Annotated in this window: 17 protein-coding genes; 6 read left to right on the forward strand and 11 right to left on the reverse strand. The window is 70.1% G+C overall.

Annotated features, from left to right (window positions below):
- Positions 1-32: 32 nt before the first annotated feature.
- The 5 genes from EDF64_RS00155 to rplU all read right to left on the reverse strand — a co-directional run bounded on the left by EDF64_RS00155 (position 33) and on the right by rplU (position 4,735).
- Positions 33-1,298: a glutamate-5-semialdehyde dehydrogenase gene (locus EDF64_RS00155; RefSeq protein ID WP_133518108.1), complete on the reverse strand. Its 1,266-nt coding sequence runs from the start codon at positions 1,296-1,298 to the stop codon at positions 33-35.
- 384 nt (positions 1,299-1,682) lie between these two features.
- Complete coding sequence (proB, locus tag EDF64_RS00160) at positions 1,683-2,501, reverse strand: glutamate 5-kinase (RefSeq protein ID WP_243736180.1); 819 nt, start codon at positions 2,499-2,501, stop codon at positions 1,683-1,685.
- A 7-nt stretch (positions 2,502-2,508) separates the two neighbouring features.
- Positions 2,509-4,074, reverse strand: a complete 1,566-nt coding sequence (obgE, locus tag EDF64_RS00165) for a GTPase ObgE (RefSeq protein ID WP_133518109.1) — start codon at positions 4,072-4,074, stop codon at positions 2,509-2,511.
- A gap of 86 nt (positions 4,075-4,160) precedes the next feature.
- Positions 4,161-4,412: a 50S ribosomal protein L27 gene (gene rpmA / locus EDF64_RS00170; RefSeq protein ID WP_022905368.1), complete on the reverse strand. Its 252-nt coding sequence runs from the start codon at positions 4,410-4,412 to the stop codon at positions 4,161-4,163.
- A 14-nt stretch (positions 4,413-4,426) separates the two neighbouring features.
- Complete coding sequence (rplU, locus tag EDF64_RS00175) at positions 4,427-4,735, reverse strand: 50S ribosomal protein L21 (protein WP_071293761.1); 309 nt, start codon at positions 4,733-4,735, stop codon at positions 4,427-4,429.
- Between the two features lie 180 nt (positions 4,736-4,915).
- Between rplU and EDF64_RS00180 the strand changes: the two genes are divergently transcribed.
- Positions 4,916-5,188 carry a DUF4031 domain-containing protein gene (locus EDF64_RS00180; protein ID WP_071293760.1) on the forward strand — a complete coding sequence of 91 codons (273 nt, stop codon included), beginning with the start codon at positions 4,916-4,918 and terminating at the stop codon, positions 5,186-5,188.
- 373 nt (positions 5,189-5,561) lie between these two features.
- On the opposite strand, the gene EDF64_RS00185 is transcribed toward EDF64_RS00180, so the two are convergent.
- Both EDF64_RS00185 and EDF64_RS00190 read right to left on the reverse strand, forming a co-directional pair.
- On the reverse strand, positions 5,562-6,572 hold the full coding sequence (locus EDF64_RS00185; protein WP_133518110.1) for a hypothetical protein: 1,011 nt from the start codon (positions 6,570-6,572) through the stop codon (positions 5,562-5,564).
- Positions 6,573-6,574: 2 nt separating this feature from the next.
- Positions 6,575-9,418 (reverse strand): Rne/Rng family ribonuclease, encoded by a 2,844-nt coding sequence (locus tag EDF64_RS00190; protein ID WP_133518111.1) that lies wholly within the window; start codon positions 9,416-9,418, stop codon positions 6,575-6,577.
- A gap of 268 nt (positions 9,419-9,686) precedes the next feature.
- Here EDF64_RS00190 and EDF64_RS00195 point away from each other — a divergent pair, with 268 nt between their 5' ends.
- From EDF64_RS00195 to EDF64_RS00215, 5 genes are all read left to right on the forward strand, one after another.
- On the forward strand, positions 9,687-10,289 hold the full coding sequence (locus tag EDF64_RS00195; protein WP_243736181.1) for a vitamin K epoxide reductase family protein: 603 nt from the start codon (positions 9,687-9,689) through the stop codon (positions 10,287-10,289).
- 100 nt (positions 10,290-10,389) lie between these two features.
- On the forward strand, positions 10,390-11,241 hold the full coding sequence (locus EDF64_RS00200; RefSeq protein ID WP_133518112.1) for a DsbA family protein: 852 nt from the start codon (positions 10,390-10,392) through the stop codon (positions 11,239-11,241).
- A 193-nt stretch (positions 11,242-11,434) separates the two neighbouring features.
- Positions 11,435-12,301 (forward strand): DsbA family protein, encoded by an 867-nt coding sequence (locus EDF64_RS00205; RefSeq protein WP_166645541.1) that lies wholly within the window; start codon positions 11,435-11,437, stop codon positions 12,299-12,301.
- A gap of 122 nt (positions 12,302-12,423) precedes the next feature.
- Positions 12,424-12,729: a hypothetical protein gene (locus EDF64_RS00210; protein WP_133518114.1), complete on the forward strand. Its 306-nt coding sequence runs from the start codon at positions 12,424-12,426 to the stop codon at positions 12,727-12,729.
- Positions 12,730-12,740: 11 nt separating this feature from the next.
- A complete protein-coding gene (locus EDF64_RS00215; RefSeq protein ID WP_133518115.1) occupies positions 12,741-13,091 on the forward strand; it encodes a hypothetical protein in 351 nt (116 codons plus the stop codon).
- Between the two features lie 73 nt (positions 13,092-13,164).
- On the opposite strand, the gene ndk is transcribed toward EDF64_RS00215, so the two are convergent.
- The 4 genes from ndk to ileS are packed head-to-tail and all read right to left on the reverse strand — an operon-like array spanning position 13,165 to position 18,744.
- The gene (gene ndk / locus EDF64_RS00220; RefSeq protein WP_071293755.1) at positions 13,165-13,584 is read right to left on the reverse strand and encodes a nucleoside-diphosphate kinase; all 420 of its coding nucleotides are present in this window, start codon (positions 13,582-13,584) and stop codon (positions 13,165-13,167) included.
- Positions 13,585-13,619: 35 nt separating this feature from the next.
- Positions 13,620-14,036: a DUF4233 domain-containing protein gene (locus EDF64_RS00225; protein ID WP_071293754.1), complete on the reverse strand. Its 417-nt coding sequence runs from the start codon at positions 14,034-14,036 to the stop codon at positions 13,620-13,622.
- Positions 14,033-15,478 carry a bifunctional folylpolyglutamate synthase/dihydrofolate synthase gene (locus EDF64_RS00230; RefSeq protein WP_133518116.1) on the reverse strand — a complete coding sequence of 482 codons (1,446 nt, stop codon included), beginning with the start codon at positions 15,476-15,478 and terminating at the stop codon, positions 14,033-14,035. Before EDF64_RS00230 ends, EDF64_RS00225 begins: the two co-directional genes overlap by 4 nt.
- The gene (gene ileS / locus EDF64_RS00235; protein WP_133518117.1) at positions 15,475-18,744 is read right to left on the reverse strand and encodes an isoleucine--tRNA ligase; all 3,270 of its coding nucleotides are present in this window, start codon (positions 18,742-18,744) and stop codon (positions 15,475-15,477) included. Before ileS ends, EDF64_RS00230 begins: the two co-directional genes overlap by 4 nt.
- Between the last annotated feature and the right edge of the window lie 47 nt (positions 18,745-18,791).

Raw genomic sequence — 18,791 nt, forward strand, 5'->3', positions numbered from 1 at the left:
GCTCCGTTCGGTGGGGGAATTCGCCGTTCAGTCTAGCCGCGGATCTGGCCCTGCCCGCGCACGATCCACTTGGTGCTGGTGAGTTCGGGCAGCCCCATCGGGCCCCGGGCGTGCAGTTTCTGCGTGGAGATCCCGACCTCGGCGCCGAAACCGAACTCGCCGCCGTCGGTGAAACGGGTCGACGCGTTCGCCATCACGACCGCGGAGTCGACCTCGGCGAGGAAGCGTTCGGCCGTGTCGACGTCGTTCGTGACGATGGACTCGGTGTGGTGGGTCGACCACCGCGCGATGTGCGCCATGGCCGCGTCGACGTCGGGCACGACGCGGATCGACAGGTCGAGGTCCATCGACTCCGTCGCCCAGTCGTCGTCCGTCGCGCGGAGCACGCCCGGCACGACGACCCGCGTGGCCTCGTCGCCGCGGAGCGTGACACCCGCGGCGCGCAGTCGGTCGGCGAGGACCGGCAGCAGTCGCTCCGCCGCGCGCTCGTGCACGAGCAGGGTCTCGAGGGCGTTGCACACGCTCGGCCGCTGCACCTTGCTGTTCAGCACGATGTCGACGGCCCGCTCGAGCGGCGCGGACTCGTCGAGGAAGACGTGCACCACGCCGGCGCCGGTCTCGATCACCGGGACCTGGGACTCGGTGACGACGGTCTGGATGAGCGACGCGCTCCCCCGCGGGATGAGCACGTCGACCAGCCCGCGGGCGCGCATGAGCTCGTTCGCGCCGGCACGTCCGAACTCGTCGATGGTCTGCACGAGTTCGCGGGGCAGCCCGACCGAGGCCACGGCGTCCTGGATGCGGGCGACCAGCACCGCGTTGGTCCGCTGCGCGGCGGACCCCCCGCGGAGGACGACCGCGTTGCCGCTCTTCAGCGCGAGGCTCGCGATGTCGACGGTGACGTTCGGGCGCGCCTCGTAGATCGCACCGACGACGCCGAACGGCACCCGGACCTGGGTCAGCTGCAGGCCGTTCGGCAGACGCGACCCGCGGACGTGCTGGCCGACCGGGTCGGTGAGCCCGACGACGTGCTCGACCGCGGCCGCGAGGGCGTCGATCCGCGCGGCGTCGAGCCGGAGGCGGTCGAGCAGCCCTGAGGACAGGCCGCCCTCTTCGCCGGCGACGAGGTCACCGTGGTTCGCCGCGACGATCTCGTCCGTCGCTGCGCGCACCCCGGCGGCGATCGCGAGGAGCGCCGAGTCCTTCACCGCGGTGGTCGCCGTGGCGAGGGCCGATGAGGCGTCACGCGCGGCGACGAGCCGGTCGGTCAGGGTCGGTGCGGGAGCGGTCAGCGACATGGCTCGATTCTAGGCGCGGGGTTCCGCCCGTGACGCGTGTCGCGCCCTCCTGTGGAGAGGGCCTGGAGGCGCGGCTCCTGGTGAGGAGTCACCGTCCGTCCGACGCGTGCGAACCTCGCGGATCGCATGCCTCGAGCGTGCACGACACGCCGTCGGGCGGTCGCCGAGCGGGCGGAACACGCCGTCCGGAGCCGCCGAGCGCGACGAATGGTGCCCGCTCGGCGGGCGCGAGACGCCTGCCGGAGCCGACCCGCGCCTCCAGGCCGCCGCTCGACGGGCGCGAGTCGCCTGCCCGAGCCGACCCGCGCCTCCAGGCCGCCGCTCGACGGGCGCGAGACGCCTGCCCGAGCCGACCCGCGCCTCCCGGCCCGCGCGCAGCCCGCCTCAGGAGCGCGGAGCGGCCTCGAACCAGGTCCCCACCTGGTCACCCGCGAGCGCCCGCTCGACGAGCGCCGTCGCCGTCACGAGCACGGCGGTGCCGGCCTCGGCGGCGAGCCGTGCCGCAGCGACCTTCGTCCCTGCTCCCCCGGTCCCCACGCCTGCTGCCCCGATCGACCCGAAGGTCACCCCGGCGAGCTCGTCGCCGAACGGCACGAGCGGGATCGGTGCCGCGCCCGGCTGCTCCGGCGGTCGCGTGTACAGCGACTCGACGTCGGAGAGCAGCACGAGCGCGTCGGCGCCGAGCAGACGCGCGACCAGGGCCGCCAGCCGGTCGTTGTCACCGAACCGGATCTCGTGCGTCGCGACGGTGTCGTTCTCGTTCACGATCGGCAGCACCCGCAGCGCGAGCAGCCGATCGACGGCCCGCTGCGCGTTCACCCGGTGCGTGGGGTTCTGCAGGTCCCCCGCGGTCAGGAGGATCTGCGCGGCGACGACCCCGTGCCGGTCGAGTTCCTTCTGGTACCGGAACATCAGCACGTTCTGGCCGGTGGCCGCCGCGGCCTGCTGCGTGGCGAGGTCGTCCGGACGCCCCTCGAGCCCGAGGAACGGGAACCCCGTCGCGATGGCACCCGAGGAGACCAGCACGACCTCGGTCCCCCGGGCGTGCGCCGCGGCGAGGGCGTCGACGAGCGGGGCGATCTGCGCCGTGTTGTCACCGCTGACCGACGACGACCCGACCTTGACCACGATCCGCCGCGCACGCGGGATGTCCTCGCGCCGGGTGACGGGTCCGAGGCCGGTGCGTGCGGTCGTGTCGGTCATGCTGCGTTCAGTCCCTGTCGCCCTGGTCCGCGCCGGTCACCGATGCGTCGGTGACGACGGTCCCGTCGGTCTCGTCGTCGTCGACCCAGAGGCCGGCGACGCGCTCCTGCTCGAGCTCGGCGCGGGCCGCGGCCTTGGCGTCCATCCGCTCGAAGTACTCCTCGCGGCGCTCGTTGCGGGTCGGACGCGAGGTCGCCCCGATGCGCGAGTCGGTTCCGCGGGCGCTCGTGATGAGCTCGGCGGTCGAGGTGAGCGTCGGCTCCCAGTCGAAGACCGTGCCGCCGTCGCCACCGATGACGACGGTGGACCCGGCGACGGCTCCGGCCTTGAACAGGCCGTCCTCGACGCCGAGCTTCGCCAGGCGGTCCGCGAGGTAGCCGATGGCCTCTTCGTTGGTGAAGTCGGTCTGCTGCACCCAGCGCTCCGGCTTGGATCCGCGGATGCGGTAGAAGCGGTGCTCCTCCCCGCCTTCGGCGCGGATCGTGTACGGCTTCTCGTCGACCGCCTTGGGACGGAGCACGATGCGCTCCGGCACCGGCTCGGCAGCCCGGGAGGCGCGTGCCTGCTCCACGACGTCGGCCAGCGCGAACGTCAGCTCGCGCAGGCCCTTGCGGGACGCGGTGGAGATCGGGAAGACCCGGTAGCCACGCGATTCGAGTTCCGCGGTGACGAACTCGGCGAGTTCGGCAGCCTCGGGCACGTCGACCTTGTTCAGCGCGATCATCTGCGGACGCTCGAGCAGCGGCACCTGCCCCTCGGGGACCGGGTAGCGCGCGAGCTCGCCGAGGATCACGTCGAGGTCGGTGATCGGGTCGCGGCCCGGGTCGAGCGTGGCGCAGTCGATGACGTGCAGCAGCGCCTCGCAGCGCTCGACGTGACGGAGGAACTCGAGGCCGAGGCCCTTGCCCTCGGACGCGCCCTCGATCAGGCCGGGGACGTCGGCGACGGTGAAGCGGACGGAGCCGGACTCGACGACGCCGAGGTTCGGCGTGAGGGTCGTGAACGGGTAGTCGGCGATCTTCGGCTTCGCGGCGGAGATCGCGGCGATGAGCGAGGACTTGCCGGCGCTCGGGAACCCGACGAGGGCCACGTCGGCGATGGTCTTCAGCTCGAGGCTGACGTCGCCGGCCCACCCTTCGGTCCCGAGGAGCGCGAAGCCGGGGGCCTTGCGCTTCGTGGTCGAGAGCGCCGCGTTGCCGAGGCCACCCTGACCGCCGGGGGCGATCACGACGCGCATGCCCGGCTCGGTCATGTCGGCGATCACCTCGCCGTCCTCGTCGTGGATGACGGTGCCGATCGGGATGGGCAGCTCGAGGGTCTCCCCGCTGATGCCGCTCCGGTGGTCGCCCATGCCGGGCTGCCCGTTCTTCGAGGAACGGTGCGGCGAACGGTGGTAGCCGAGCAGCGTCGTCACGTTGGGGTCGGCGACGAGCACGATGTCGCCGCCGTCCCCGCCGTTGCCGCCGTCGGGCCCGGCGAGGGGCTTGAACTTCTCACGGCGGACCGACACGCAGCCGTTGCCACCGTTGCCCGCGCTGAGGTGCAGGGTCACGCGGTCGACGAAGGTCGCCATGGGTCCACTCCTAGGTGTTGCAAAGAAAGAACGGGAGGGGCGGGCACGTGGCCCGCCCCTCCCGCAGAGTCAGATCGTCAGTGGTGTTACGCGTTGACGATGTTGACGACCTTGCGGCCGCCCTTGGTGCCGAACTCGACCGAACCGGCCGAGAGGGCGAACAGCGTGTCGTCGCCACCGCGGCCGACGTTGGCGCCCGGGTGGAAGTGGGTTCCGCGCTGGCGGAGGATGATCTCGCCGGCGTTGACGACCTCGCCACCGAAGCGCTTCACGCCGAGGCGCTGTGCGTTCGAGTCACGACCGTTGCGAGTGGAGCTCGCACCCTTCTTGTGTGCCATCTTCTACTCCCGCCTTACGCGATCGAGGTGATCTTGACGCGGGTCAGCTCAGCGCGGAAACCCTGACGCTTCTTGTACCCGGTCTTGTTCTTGAACTTCTGGATGATGACCTTCGGACCGCGGAGGTCCTCGAGCACCTCGGCGGTGACGGTCACGTTGGCGAGCTCGGAAGCCGCCGACGTGATCTTGTCACCGTCCACGAGGAGCACCGGGGCGAGGTCGATGTTGCCCTTGTCGTCGGCCTTGGCACGGTCGAGCGTGATGATCGTCCCGACCTCGACCTTTTCCTGACGGCCGCCGGCGCGCACTACTGCGTAAACCACGTGGAAATCCTTACGTAACTCTGCTTGAGGGAAGTCTCGGGTGCCCACTTCTGCACGAGCGGCTCCCGGAGGGCCGGGCCCGATCGGCGACGCAGGCAGAACGGCCCGCTGACACCAGGGATCGAGAATACTCGATGCCCCTACGTCCGGTCAAACGGCGACACACGTAAGCTTGCTCGTGTGACCGTGCTGATCGACCCGCCGACCTGGCCTGCGCACGACACGGTGTGGTCACACCTCGTCAGTGACCGATCCTACGACGAGCTGCACGCGTTCGCCGAACGCGCCGGGATCCCCCGCCGCGCGTTCGACCACGACCACTACGACGTGCCCCTCGCGCGGTACGACGAACTCGTCGCCGCTGGGGCCACGGCGGTGTCCGGGCGCGAGCTGGTGCTCCGGCTGATCGCGAGCGGGCTGCGGGTCGCCCAGCGCGACAAGCGCGTGTTCTGAACCCGCCGCGGCCGCGCGGCGCGCCCTGGCTCTCGTCGGCGCGTCGCCCACGGTCGCGAGGGGGTCGCGTCCACCGCCGTGCGCACCGCACAACGGAAGTCACCCCGAGCCGGGACACGGCACGGCTCGGAGTGACTTCGGTTGTGCGGACGGCGCGCGCCGGCACAGGGACGGCGCGGCAGCGCTGCGGCCTGGAGGCGCGGCGCAGCCCCGGCACGCAGCCCCCGGCCGCGACCGGGTCGCGACCACCGCAGTGCGCACCGCACAACGGAAGTCACCCCGAGCCGCGACACGGCATGGTTCGGCGCAACTTCGGTTGTGCGGACGGCGCGCGCCAGTAGACGGGGACCGGGCGCTGCGCCCCGCTGACGGCTCAGCGGGGCGCCGGACCACCCCAGGGGTTCGCCGGGGGCTGCTGGCCGCCGTACGGGGGCGCAGGCGGCTGCTGCTGCCCCTGCGGATGCTGTGTCTGCGGGTACTGCTGCTGCTGCCCGCGCGGGTCCTGCTGCTGCGAGTACCGCTGCGGCTGCTGCTGGACCGGAGCGGTCTGCACGGTCGCGGGCGGCACGGCGTCGGCGGGTCGCACGGTGCCGGGAGTGCCGGGGGCTCCGGCGCCGCGGCGTCCTCCACGCGGGCGTCCGAGCCACAGCCACGCGGCCGTCGAGGTGGCGAGCAGCATCACGGTGAACGGGATGCCGTTCTGCAGCGGGGTCGTCAGGACGTCGATGACGAGTCGTGCTCCGCCGAACCGGACGGCCCCGAAGGACCCGGTGAAGACACCGACGAGCGCGAGGGCGACGGTACCGGCCGCCCCGGCGAGCACCGCGCGGAGCAGCACCGTCGGCAGCGGACTGCGGCGGGCGATCGGTGTGAGGAACGCCAGCGCGAGGAACGCCCCGGCGTAGAACGGGAACGGCGAGGCGAAGACCCCGCGGACGAACCCGCCGACCAGGCTGTTGCCCGCGCCGTACGACGAGAACGGGTGCACGACGAGTGACGTGCCGAGCAGCCCGATGAGTCCGGAGACGAACTCCACGAGCACGAGCGACACCACGGCGATGAGCGCCCCGGCGGTGTTCGTGACCGACGCCCCCGGTGCGAAGGCCCGACGGGGGTCGGCCTCGGCGCGCGGACGGCGCTGCGGGGCACCGGACGGACCGCCGTACGGCGGACCGGCGAACGGGCCGGGGCCGGGCTGCTGGCCGGCGAACGGACCGGACTGCGGTGCACCGGACTGCGGCGCCCCGTACTGCCCGCCGCCGTACGGCTGCGGCGGCCCCTGCTGCTGCTGCGAGGACTGCGGGCCCGGTGCGGGCTGCTGCCAGCCCGCACCGTAGTACCCGCGGTCCTGCTGCGACCGCTGCGGGTCGCCCGGGTTCGACATCGTCAGTTCCCCAGGATCACGGGGCCGTCGTCGGTGGTATCGCCGTCGGTGGTCGCCGGAGCGCTGATGCTCGGCGACGAGACGCGGCGGGAGCGCGAACGCCCCTGCCCCGGCTGCTTCGGCTCCGGGAGCGCCTGCAGGACGGAGTCGAGCAGCGACTCGGCGTCACCGCTGACCTTCCGCGGCTCGCGCTTCGTGGCGGCGATCGGGATGTCGAGGATCGCGACCGAGGTCTCGGTCGGGGTCACCGGTGCGCTGGAGCTGACCCGACGACGCGTCGGGGCCTTCGGCGCCTGCTCCTCGACCACCGGAGTGGCGGGTGCGGCGGCCTCGGGACGAGCAGCCACCGGCGCCTCGGCAACGGGAGCGGCCTCGGCGACCGGAGCAGCCTCGGGTTCGGTCTGGGCCGGAGCCTCCGAAGCCGACGTCGACTCGGTGGACGCGGTATCGGGCGCACCCGCGCCGCGGCCGCCACGGCGACGACGACGCTTCGGGCCGGAGGACTGCTCCCCCTGCTCGGACGCATCCGGCGACGACGCGGGCGACGAGGACGAGGACGACGCCGACACGGGCGACGACGGGCTCTCGACCGATGCCACCGGCGCGGATGCCGGCGTGTCGTGCTCCTCGTGCGGGATGGTCGATGCGGCGATCCGCGACAGCGCGTTCTTCACGTCGTCGGTGATCTGGTGTGCCTGCGACGACTTCGCCTCGGGCGCGCTGCCGTTGCCGTTGCCACCACCGTTACCGCCGTTGCCGTTCGACCCGTTGCCGCCGCGGCTCTTGCGCCGGCTCTTGGACGGACCCGGGTCGGCGTTGTTGTCGTTGACCTTGGCGTTGACCTCGTCGAGGGACTCGCGGAGCCCGACGCCGATCTTCTTGCGGGTCATCTGCACGAGGCCGAGCGAGGTGACCTCAGCGACCTGGTGCTTCGTGCGGTCGCGGCTGAGGCACTCGACGAGACGACGCAGCACGAGGTCGCGGTTGGACTCGAGCACCATGTCGATGAAGTCGACGACGATGATGCCGCCGATGTCGCGCAGGCGGAGCTGGCGGACGATCTCCTCGGCGGCCTCGAGGTTGTTCTTCGTGACGGTCTCCTCGAGGTTGCCGCCGGAACCGACGAACTTCCCCGTGTTCACGTCGACGACCGTCATGGCCTCGGTGCGGTCGATCACGAGCGAACCACCGGAGGGCAGCCAGACCTTGCGGTCGAGGGCCTTCTCGATCTGCTCGTTGAGGCGGTACTCCTCGAAGGAGTCCGGTCCGTCGTAGATCTCGACGCGGTCCTTCAGGTCGGGCGCGACGGCGGTGAGGTACTCGTCGATGGTCTCGCGCGCGGCCGAGCCGTCGATGATGAGCTTCGTGAAGTCCTCGTTGAAGACGTCGCGGACGATCTTGACGAGCAGGTCCGGCTCGGAGTGCAGCATGACCGGTGCCTGGCCGCCTGCGACCTTCTTCTGAATGGCCTCCCACTGACTGGTGAGGCGCTGGACGTCGCGGGTCAGCTGCTCCTCGGTGGCGCCCTCGGCAGCGGTGCGGACGATGACACCCGCGTGCTCCGGGAGGACCTCCTTGAGGATCTTCTTGAGGCGCGCACGCTCGGTGTCGGGCAGCTTGCGGGAGATCCCGTTCATCGAGCCGTTCGGCACGTACACGAGGTAGCGGCCGGGCAGCGAGACCTGGCTGGTGAGGCGTGCGCCCTTGTGACCGACCGGGTCCTTCGTGACCTGCACGAGCACCTTGTCGCCGGGCTTCAGCGCGGCTTCGATGCGACGACCGTGGTTGCCGGTGTCGACCGAGGCCCAGTCGACCTCGCCGGCGTAGAGCACGGCGTTGCGCCCGCGCCCGATGTCGACGAACGCCGCCTCCATCGAGGGCAGCACGTTCTGGACCTTGCCGAGGTACACGTTGCCGATGAGCGACACGTTGTGCGACTTCGTCACGTAGTGCTCGGCGAGGACGTTGTCCTCGAGCACGCCGATCTCGATCTTCGACGAGCTCGAGCGGACGATCATCTGGCGGTCGACGCTCTCGCGGCGGGCGAGGAACTCGTCCTCGGTGACGACCTGGCGACGACGCCCGGCGTCACGGCCGTCGCGGCGGCGCTGCTTCTTCGCCTCGAGCCGCGTCGAGCCCTTCACCTTCTGCGGCTCGGTGATGTACTCGACCTCGCGGCGACGGGGCTCCTGGTGGTCGCGCGGTTCGCGCGGCTCCCGCGGCTCCCGCAGGTCGCGCGGCTCGCGGTCCGCGCTGGTGCCACGACGACGCGAGCGACGGCGTCCGCCGCCCTGCTCGTCGTCGTCCTCGTCCACGTCGTGTGCGCGGTCCGGCAGCGCCGGCAGGACCGGCGCGTGGAAGATCAGGCTGAGGGTGCTCGTCGCCTTCGGGACGAACGGCTCGGCCGCAGACACGGCGGGCGCAGACGCGGCGGACTCGGCCGGGGCGGGTGTCTCTGGCTCGTCGGGCGTGTCGGTGACGGCTGCGTCGTCCGGACGGGAGGCGCGGCTCACCTCCCGCTCGCTGCTCACCGCCACCGTGCCGGTCGCGTCCACCACCGGCAGGTCGCCGGTCAGGGTGCTCACGTCGTGCGGCTCGGCGCTCGGGCTGGCGACCTCGTCGACCTCGACCGAGAGCGCGGGCGCCGCGGGTGGCGTGACCGGTTCCGGTGCGGTGACCGCCTCGTCCGTCAGCGCGACCGTCTCGTCGGCCGGAGCCGCCTGTGCGGCGTCACCCCGTGCCTCCAGGCTGCCTGCCGACCGGGCGCGACGGCCGCCGAACAGGCGACCGCGACGCTTCGGCGCGACTTCTTCGTTGTTCGTGTTGTCGTTGTTCTGCTCCACCATGGACCTGGTGCACTCCTTGACCCCGCTCGCGCCCTCGTCGGGCGGCGGGAATTCTGTAGTTGTAGCGGGTGGCGACCACGCCCCCGCGTTCGCTGTCTTGTGACCGGTGCGTCGTGCGCAACGCGGTCACGGTGCGCTCTCACCACACCTGATCGTACGGGCGGCGCCCGGAAAGCTTTCGTCGTCGCGCGGATCGGCCGCACGACATGGAGCGATTATCGCATGCCGCACCCGGAAAGGACCGGAACGGACATGCGATGATGACGCCGTGAGCACGCCAGCACCTGCCGTCCGACGTCCGATCGCCATGGGGGTCTTCCTCCTGATCACCGGTCTGGTGGGCCTGTACGGGTCGTTCTCGCTCGTGCTGGACGAGTTCGCGAAGTACGCGGACCCGAAGAAGGTGCTGTCCTGCGACGTCAACCCGTTCATCAGCTGCTCGGACGTGATGGCCAGCTGGCAGGGGCACCTGTTCGGCTTCCCGAACCCGCTGCTCGGCGTCATGGGCTTCGTCGCGCCGATCGCCGTCGCGGTGATGCTGCTCGCCGGCTTCCGCAACGGTTCGCGCTGGTTCTGGATCGCGTTCAACGCCGGCGTCTTCCTGGCGTGGGTCTTCGTGACGTGGCTGTTCACGCAGACCGTCTGGTTCATCGGCGCGCTCTGCCCGTGGTGCATGCTCGTCTGGTCGATGACGATCCCGCTGTTCTGGGTGTTCACGATCTGGAACGCCGCGCAGGGTCGCTTCGGCGCCCGCACGCAGCGGGTCGGTCGCGCCCTGCTCCCCTTCTGCTGGGCGTTCCCGCTGGCGAACTACCTGTTCATCATCGTGACGATCCTCATCAAGTTCCCGACGATCCTGTCGTCCTTCTGAACCCTCCCTGGACGTTGTCGATGACGCGTCATCGAATTCCTGGTCGCTTCCCAGCCAGGACGGCCGATCGGCGCGTGGGCAGCACCTACGCTCGATCTCGATGAGCGAGAACGACGGCAAGAAGGCACGGCGGGAGTCGGCGCGGGAACGCGCTCGCGAGGCACGTGCGAAGGAGCAGGCGCGTCGGCGCCGCAACAAGACGCTGGGGATCAGCGGCATCATCGTCGGCGGCCTCGCGGTCGTCGCGATCGTCGTCGTGGTGATCGCGAACTCGGTGCAGCCGGCGGGCCCCGGCCCGGCGAACATGGCGAGCGACGGCATCCTGCTGCACGGCGTCGGCGGCCAGATCGAGCCCGTGACGACGAAGGCGACGCCCGAGGGCGGGAAGCCGACCCCGACGAAGCAAGACGACTCGGTGGCGAACATCACCGTGTACTCGGACTACATGTGCCCGTACTGCAACCAGTTCGAGACGAGCCAGATGCCCCAGATCCAGCAGTGGGTGAAGGACGGCTCGGCGACGCTCGAACTGCACCCGTTCAACCTGCTCGACCGGGTGTCCCTCGGGTCGAAGTACTCCACCCGCTCGGCTGCCGCGGCCGCCTGCGTGGCGAACTACGACCCGGACGCGTTCCTGGCGTACAACACGTCGCTCTACGAGAACCAGCCGTCCGAGAGCACCCGCGGGCTGACGAACGACAAGCTGGCCGCACTGGCGAAGGCCGCCGGCGCGACGAACAGCAAGGTCGCATCGTGCATCCAGGACCAGCGGTTCGCGGGCTGGGTCGGTGACGCCACGAACCGGGTGCTCAACGAGGCGATCCCGAACTCCTCGCTCGACAAGGTGACCAGCACCCCCACGGTCATCGTCAACGGGAAGCAGTACAGCGGCTCGCTGACCGACACGGACGCGTTCGCCGCGTTCGTCGAACAGAACGGCGGGGCTGCGTAGGGCGCTCCCCTGCGTCGTCGCGCGGCGCCGATCGGCTCCACACAACGGAAGTCGCCCCGTCGCGGTCGTCTCACAGGCCGAAACGCTTCCCCAAGCCGGGCCGCGACTCGCAACCTGGGATCCACCCACGAAGATCAGGCAGACGAATCGCTACATGCCGGAACGACTCCGCTCTCGATTACGCTCGATGTCCGTGAGCGACAACGAGACCAAGAAGGCGCGCCGGAACGCCGCGCGCGAGCGTGCCCAGGCGGCGCGCGAGAAGGAACAGGCTCGACGCCGGCGCAACAGGATTGCGCTCGTCAGCGCAATCGTCGTTGGGAGCTTGGCGGTGATCAGCGCCGTGGTGTTGATCATCGCGAACTCGATCCAGCCCGTCGGGCCCGGCCCGAAGAACATGGCGAGCGACGGAATCGTCCTCAAGGGTCAGAGCGGCAAGATCGTGGCCGAACGCACGAAGGCGATCCCTGAGGGCGGCACGCCGACCGCCACGAAGCAAGACGACAGCGTCGCGAACATCACGGTGTACGAGGACTACCTCTGCCCGATCTGCAACCAGTTCGAGTCGGGCAACATGGACCAGATCAAGCAGTGGGTGCAGGACGGCTCGGCAACACTCGAGGTGCACCCGTTCAACCTCCTGGACCGTTCTTCCCTCGGCTCGAAGTACTCGACGCGCTCCGCTGCCGCGGCAGCTTGCGTTGCGAACTACGACCCGGACAAGTTCCTCGACGTGAACACTGCGCTCTACGCCAACCAACCAGAGGAAGGCACGCGCGGGTTGACCAACGCCGAGCTCGCCTCAGTTGTCAAGAAGGCGGGCGTCACGAACAAGAGTGTCGCAGAGTGCATCACTGGTCAGAAGTTCCAGGGCTGGGTGGGCGACGCGACGAACCGCGTTCTCACCGAGCCGCTCGCGAACTCCGACCTACCGAAACTCACGGGCACTCCAACCGTGATCGTCAACGGCAAGCAGTACAACGCCCAGGGGACGAGTGCCTGGACCGACGCCGACGCCTTCGCCGCGTTCGTCGAACAGAACGGTGGCGTGACGAAGTAGCGCAGGACCGCTGAATGGCGGGCTACCCTCCGGGGTGGCCCGCCATTTTTTCATGGAGTTGACACAGCGTGCAGAGCTCCGCTACCTTGCCGGTAATACATCAACGTAGATGAGGTGGGGAAATGAAAAAACTGATCGCAACTGGCGTGATCCTGGGGAGCGTCCTCGTTGGAAGCTTGGCCCTCGCTGGCCCGGCTTCGGCAAAGAACCAGTGCGGCGCGCTCGGGTTCACACGCACGGGCGTGAGTACTGGCCAGATCGTACAGAGTTGCGACACGGGCACTCAGGTCACCTACAAGGTGAAATGCCTGCTCCCGGGGTTCGATAACACGTACACGCGCTACTTCAATTACGGCCAGTCTTTGGTCGTCAATGTGCGCTGCAACGGAAACAACATCATTCTGGGCGCGAGCTACTCGCTCGGGTAAGGGGGAGCAACATGACCGAACCGTCAATCCGTCGATATGGACACCGTAAGTCGGTCCTTGCGGTAGTGGGCCTTTCTCTTGTGGCCACGCTCGTCCTCGGCTTCAACTTGTTCTCGCCGGCCAGCACCGAACCGGCGCATGCGGCAGGATTGAACTGTGGGCCGACTTCCGTCATTCAGAACGGCAATTTCCTGCACACCTGCAACGGGAAAGGCACGATCCAGTACACGCTGAACTGCATCACCTACAACACGGTGCGGTCCTACCACTGGAACGAACCGGGGATCGGACGCACCTATCTGATTTCCGCGATGTGCTCCAAGGGCGGCTCAGCCCTGAGCGTCAAGTGGAAGATCGTGTAGACCTTCCACTGGATAAAAGCGAAGACTGAACGCCTCACGCTGTTGCGTGAGGCGTTCAGTCTTTCGATCGGGCTCAGGCGAACCAGAGCGCGAGCTCGCGCGCGGACGACTCGGGGCTGTCCGAGCCGTGCACGAGGTTCTGCTGCACCTTGAGGCCCCAGTCGCGACCGAGGTCACCACGGATGGTGCCCGGCGCGGCCGAGGTCGGGTCGGTGGTGCCGGCGAGCGACCGGAAGCCGGCGATGACGCCGTTGCCGGCGACGCGCACGGCGACGACCGGGCCGGACTGCATGAACTCGACGAGCGGCTCGAAGAACGGCTTGCCCTGGTGCTCCTCGTAGTGGGCGTCGAGCAGGTCACGCGGCGCCGTGAGCATCTTCAGGTCGACGATCTCGTAGCCCTTGGCCTCGATCCGGCGGAGGATCTCACCGGTGAGCTGGCGGGCGACGCCGTCGGGCTTGACGAGGACGAGGGTCTCTTCGAAGTCGGACACGCAGTACTCCCTGTGTTCGGGGTCGAATGTGGTGGTCAGTCCTCGCCGATGGCCGCTCGGCGCGCGGCGTTCATGCGGTCGAGCTGACCGCCCTTGACGAAGCAGAAGACCCACAGCGCCAGGAACACCACGGCGACCGCGAACATGAACGGTTCGATGAACCCGGTGGCGAGGATGGCCGCCTGCAGCAGCCACCCGAACCATACACCGGCGGGCTTGCCGGTCAGGCGTGAGGCCAGCGCCAGCACGACCATCGCGCCGATGCCGCCGCCGAACGCCGCGGCCGGCGGGAGGGTCCCCTTGCCGAACACGACGAGCATCGGGAAGAAGAACATGATCGCCTCGAGCACGAGCGCGATGGACAGCAGGCTCTCCTGCGCCCCGCGTTCGCGTCGCGGCTTGCGGACGCGCGGTGCACGACCCGGCCTGGAGGCCCGTGGTGCGTCCGTCACTTCGCCGTGCCTTCCCGGTGCACCAGGTCCATGACCCGGCCCACCATCACGATGGAGCCCGCGACGAGCACCATGGCGTCCTCGGCGTCCGCCTCGTCCGCCAGGTCGCGCGCTTCCTGCAGCGCGGCCGCGAGCGAGGGCTCGACGACGACCCGGTCCTCGCCGACCTCGTCGACGACGATCCGGGCGAACTCGTCCGCGTCGAGCGCCCGGTCTCCCGGGGGCTGCGTGACGACGAACGTCGAGATGGTGCCCTTGAGCGCGCGGACGAACCCGCGGGCGTCCTTGTCGCCGAGGATCCCGACGACGCCGACGACGTGCTCGGACGGGAACGCCACGGGCAGGGCCTCGGCGAGGGCGCGGGCACCGTGCGGGTTGTGCGCCGCGTCGACCACGACGGTCGGCCCGGTCGCGATCGGCTGGAGGCGTCCGGGGCTGGTCGCACCGGCGAGTCCCTCGGACAGGACGTCCTCGTCGAGGGGCTGCGAGCCGCGGCCGAGGAACGACTCGACGGCGGCGATCGCCACTGCGGCGTTGTGGGCCTGGTGCTTGCCGAACAGCGGGAGGAACAGGTCGTCGTAGCGGCCGGCGATCCCCTGCACGGTGATGAGCTGCCCGCCCACGGCCGGCGTCACGTCGACGACCCGGAAGCCCTCTCCCTCGATCGCGAGGGTCGACTCGGTGAGCTCGGCCGCGCGCTGGAGCTCCGCGAGGGCCTCGGGGACCTGTGCGCTCGACACGACGGACGATGACGGCTTGATGATCCCCGACTTCGTGCGGGCGATCTCCGCGACGGTGCTGCCGAGCTGTTTCGCGTGGTCGATCGCGATCGGGGTGAAGACCTGCACCTGGCTCTGCACGACGTTCGTGGAGTCCCACTCGCCGCCCATGCCGACCTCGATCACGGCGACGTCGACCGGCGCCTCGGCGAAGCACGCCAGGGCGAGGACGGTCAGCGCCTCGAAGAAGGTCAGCGGGAGCTCGCCCTTGGCGGTGAGCTCCTGGTCGGTGAGCTCGAGGACGGGGGCGATGTCGTCCCAGTTCTCGACGAAGCGGTCCGGCGCGATCGGTGCGCCGTCGATGACGATGCGCTCCCGGATCGACACCAGGTGCGGGCTCGTCATGAGGCCGGTTCGGAGCCCGTGCGCGCGCACGATGCTCTCGGCGATCCGCGCCGTCGAGGTCTTGCCGTTCGTGCCGGTCAGGTGGATCACCGGGTACGACAGGTGCGGGTCGCCGAGGAGCTCGACGGCACGCCGGGTGGCCGACAGCCGGTGTTCGGGCGACTGCTCGCCGATGCGGGCGTACAGCGCCGCCTCGACGCGCTCGACCTCGTCGTCGTCCGCGCCGAACGGCACGGACTCCGTCGGGTCGACGTCGCCGGCGGGGCCGACCGGGATCTCGATGCCGTCCTCGGACGGCTCTTCCGGGTAATCGCTCATGCGCGTGCCACCTCCACGGACACCTTCGCACCGTTGCCGACGTCGGTGCCCTCGCTCTGCGCGAACTCGACCGTCTCGACGTCGACGCTCGTCGACAGGGTCTCCCCCGCGATGAGCTGTTCGTGGGTCCGGACGGCGTCCACCGCGTCGGCCGTGACCCGGAGTCGCAGGGCGATCCGGTCGCTGACGTCGAGGTCGGCGTCGCGGCGGGCCTGCTGGACGGCGCGGACGACGTCGCGGGCGAGCCCCTCGGCCTCGAGCTCGGGCGTGGTGACGGTGTCGAGCACCGCGAAGCCGCCGCCGTCGAGGAACGCCACCGCGACGCTGTCGTCGGCCACGGTGAGGTCGAGCGTGTACTCGCCCTCGACCAGGTCGATGCCGCCGACGGTGACGCCGGACTCGGTCGCGACCCAGTCGCCCCGCTTGGCGGCCGGGATCACCTGCTGCACCTGCTTGCCGATCCGGGGTCCGGCGGCGCGGGCGTTGACGGTGAGCTTCCGCTCGATGCCGTAGCGACCGAGCGAGGATTCCTCCTGCTGCTCGAGCACGACCTGCTTGACGTTGAGCTCGTCGCGGAGGATGTCGGCGAACGGGGCGACGGCCGCCGGGTCCGGCACCACGAGGGTCAGCGTGGCGAGGGGCAGGCGGACACGCTTGCCGGTCGCCTTGCGGAGCGCGAGTCCCTTCGAGGCGACGTCGCGGACGCGGTCCATGGCGTCGACGAGGGCGTCGTCGGCCGGGAACTCGTCGGCGTCCGGGAAGTCCGTCAGGTGGACGCTCCGGCCGCCGGTCAGACCGCGCCAGATCTCCTCGGTGACCAGCGGGGCGAGCGGCGCGGCGACGCGGGTGAGCGTCTCGAGCACGGTGTAGAGCGTGTCGAACGCCGCCCGGGCCTCGGGCGAGGACTCCGCCCCGAGCCAGAACTTGTCGCGCGACCGACGGACGTACCAGTTCGTCAGCACGTCGGCGAAGTCCCGCGCGGCCTGGGCCGCGAGCGGGGTGTCGAGCGCGTCGAGGTGCGTGGTGACGTCCTCGACGAGCACCCGGGTCTTCGCGAGCAGGTAGCGGTCGAGGACGTCGGTGCTGTCCGTTCGACGGGACGCCTGGTACCCGTCGGCCCCGGAGGCGTTCGCGTAGAGGGTGAAGAAGTAGTACGTCGACCAGAGCGGGAGCAGGAACTCGCGGACGCCCTGGCGGATCCCCTCTTCGGTGACGACGAGGTTGCCGCCGCGGATCACCGACGACGACATGAGGAACCAGCGCATCGCGTCGGCACCGTCCCGGTCGAACACCTCGGAGACGTCCGGGTAGTTCCGGAGGGACTTCGACATCTTCTGGCCGTCCGAGCCGAGCACGATGCCGTGGCTGATGACGTTCTGGAACGCCGGACGGTCGAACAGCGCGGTGGACAGCACGTGCATGACGTAGAACCAGCCGCGCGTCTGCCCGATGTACTCGACGATGAAGTCGGCCGGGCTGTGCGAGTCGAACCACTCCCGGTTCTCGAAGGGGTAGTGCACCTGGGCGTACGGCATCGACCCGGAGTCGAACCAGACGTCGAACACGTCGGAGATCCGGCGCATCGTGGACCGCCCGGTCGGGTCGTCCGGGTTCGGTCGGGTGAGGTCGTCGATGAACGGGCGGTGCAGGTCCACCTCGCCCTCGGCGTTCAGCGGCAGGCGGCCGAAGTCGCGCTCGATGTCCTCGAGCGACCCGTACACGTCGGTGCGCGGGTACTCGGGGTCGTCCGACTGCCACACCGGGATCGGCGTGCCGAAGTACCGGTTGCGGGACACCGACCAGTCGATGGCGTTGCCGACCCACTTGCCGAACTGGCCGTCCTTGACGTTGTCCGGCACCCAGTTGATGTCCTGGTTGAGCTGGCCCATGCGGTCGCGCAGCTCGGTGACGCGGACGAACCACGACGACACGGCCTTGTAGATGAGGGGCTTCCGGCAGCGCCAGCAGTGCGGGTAGCTGTGCTCGTAGGACGCCTGGCGGAGCAGGCGACCGGCGTCGCGGACGGCCTTGGTCAGCGGCTTGTTCGCGTCCGACCAGAGCATCCCCGCGACCTCGCCGAACTGCGACGTGAAGACGCCGCCCTCGTCGAGGGACAGCACGACCGGGATGCCGGCGGCGGCGCAGACCTCTTGGTCGTCGGCGCCGTAGGCAGGCGCCTGGTGCACGATGCCGGTGCCCTCGCCGGTCTCGACGTAGTCGGCGACGAGGATGCGCCAGGCGTGCTCCATGCCCTCGGCATCGGCCAGGAAGTCGAACAGGCGCTCGTACTCGACGCCGTCGAGCTCCGCACCCGTCAGGGTGCGGACGACCGCGGCAGCGGCGTCCTCGGCCGTCTCGTAGCCGAGGTCCTTCGCATAGGCGGCCACGGTGTCCGAAGCCAACAGGTAGGAGACGGAACCGGCGTCGGCACCGTCAGCCGCGCCTCCCGGCCCCGCAGGGAGCACCACGTACGAAACCGCCGGCCCGACGGCCAGGGCGGCGTTCGTGGGCAGGGTCCAGGGGGTCGTCGTCCAGGCGAGCGCACGCACGCCGGCCAGCCCGAGCGACTCGGCGCGCGCACCCTGCAGCGGGAACGACACCGTGACGGACTGGTCCTGGCGCATCTTGTAGACGTCGTCGTCCATGCGCAGCTCGTGGTTCGACAGCGGCGTCTGGTCGTTCCAGCAGTACGGCAGGACCCGGAAGCCCTCGTAGGCGAGCCCCTTGTCCCAGAGCTGCTTCCACGCCCAGAGGACGCTCTCCATGAAGGTGACGTCGAGGGTCTTGTAGTCGTCCTCGAAGTCGACCCAGCGCGCCTGACGGGTGACGTACTGCTGCCACTCGTCGGTGTACTGCAGGACCGACTTCTTCGCGGCGGCGTTGAAGACGTCGACGCCCATCTCGTCGATCTCGTGCTTCTCGGTGATGCCGAGCTGGCGCATCGCCTCGAGCTCGGCCGGCAGGCCGTGGGTGTCCCAGCCGAACCGGCGGTGCACCTGCTTGCCGCGCATCGTCTGGTAGCGCGGGAAGACGTCCTTCGCGTACCCGGTCAGCAGGTGGCCGTAGTGCGGCAGGCCGTTCGCGAAGGGCGGGCCGTCGTAGAACGTCCACTCCGGGCAGCCCTCGCGCTGGTCGATGGACGCCTGGAAGGTGCGATCGCCCTTCCAGAAGGCGAGGATCCCCTGCTCGACGGCGGGGAAGGACGGCGACGGGGTGACGCCGTCGCGGGCGTCGTCGGAACGGTCTGCGTTCAACGGGTAAGGCACCGGTGCTCCTCGTGGGTTCGGTCGATCTCCACGAGGACGGAGCGTGC

Source organism: Curtobacterium flaccumfaciens (assembly GCF_004361695.1).
GTDB classification, from domain to species: Bacteria; Actinomycetota; Actinomycetes; order Actinomycetales; family Microbacteriaceae; genus Curtobacterium; species Curtobacterium flaccumfaciens_B.

Bases quoted from the DNA above. Each gene is read 5' to 3' on its own strand.
- EDF64_RS00155 (WP_133518108.1), bottom strand. From the start codon at position 1,298: ATGTCGCTGACCGCTCCCGCACCGACCCTGACCGACCGGCTCGTCGCC.
- proB (WP_243736180.1), bottom strand. From the start codon at position 2,501: ATGACCGACACGACCGCACGCACCGGCCTCGGACCCGTCACCCGGCGC.
- obgE (WP_133518109.1), bottom strand. From the start codon at position 4,074: ATGGCGACCTTCGTCGACCGCGTGACCCTGCACCTCAGCGCGGGCAAC.
- rpmA (WP_022905368.1), bottom strand. From the start codon at position 4,412: ATGGCACACAAGAAGGGTGCGAGCTCCACTCGCAACGGTCGTGACTCG.
- EDF64_RS00185 (WP_133518110.1), bottom strand. From the start codon at position 6,572: ATGTCGAACCCGGGCGACCCGCAGCGGTCGCAGCAGGACCGCGGGTAC.
- EDF64_RS00190 (WP_133518111.1), bottom strand. From the start codon at position 9,418: ATGGTGGAGCAGAACAACGACAACACGAACAACGAAGAAGTCGCGCCG.
- EDF64_RS00200 (WP_133518112.1), top strand. From the start codon at position 10,390: ATGAGCGAGAACGACGGCAAGAAGGCACGGCGGGAGTCGGCGCGGGAA.
- EDF64_RS00210 (WP_133518114.1), top strand. From the start codon at position 12,424: ATGAAAAAACTGATCGCAACTGGCGTGATCCTGGGGAGCGTCCTCGTT.
- EDF64_RS00215 (WP_133518115.1), top strand. From the start codon at position 12,741: ATGACCGAACCGTCAATCCGTCGATATGGACACCGTAAGTCGGTCCTT.
- EDF64_RS00230 (WP_133518116.1), bottom strand. From the start codon at position 15,478: ATGAGCGATTACCCGGAAGAGCCGTCCGAGGACGGCATCGAGATCCCG.